Consider the following 415-nt stretch of genomic DNA (forward strand, 5'->3'; position numbering starts at 1 on the left):
AGAAGAAACAGCTGCTGCATTAAATGAGATAAGAAGTAATATTTCAAATAGTACAGAAAATATTATTCAAATGTCACTAAATGCAAAAGAATTAACTTCTTCAGTAAAAGAAGGTGAAAAATTAGCTAGTAAAACTACAGTAGCAATGAGTGAGATAAATGAACAAGTTAGTGAAATTACTAATGCAATAGGAATTATTGATCAAATTGCATTTCAAACAAATATCTTATCATTAAATGCTGCAGTAGAAGCAGCAACAGCAGGTGAAGCAGGAAAAGGTTTTGCAGTGGTTGCACAAGAAGTAAGAAATCTTGCAAGTAGAAGTGCAACAGCTGCCAATGAAATAAAAATAATAGTAGAAAATGCAACACAAAAAGCAAATGAAGGAAAACAAATTGCTTCAAAAATGATAGAT

1 protein-coding gene is annotated in these 415 nt (G+C 30.6%); it reads left to right on the plus strand.

All coding sequences use genetic code 11. The features are described from left to right. Nucleotides 1-415 (plus strand): methyl-accepting chemotaxis protein (locus tag CRV02_RS14565; protein ID WP_258239336.1); only part of this gene is annotated, 415 nt, incomplete at both ends.

This window comes from Arcobacter sp. CECT 8989 (assembly GCF_004116715.1).
Classification (GTDB): Bacteria; Campylobacterota; Campylobacteria; order Campylobacterales; family Arcobacteraceae; genus Halarcobacter.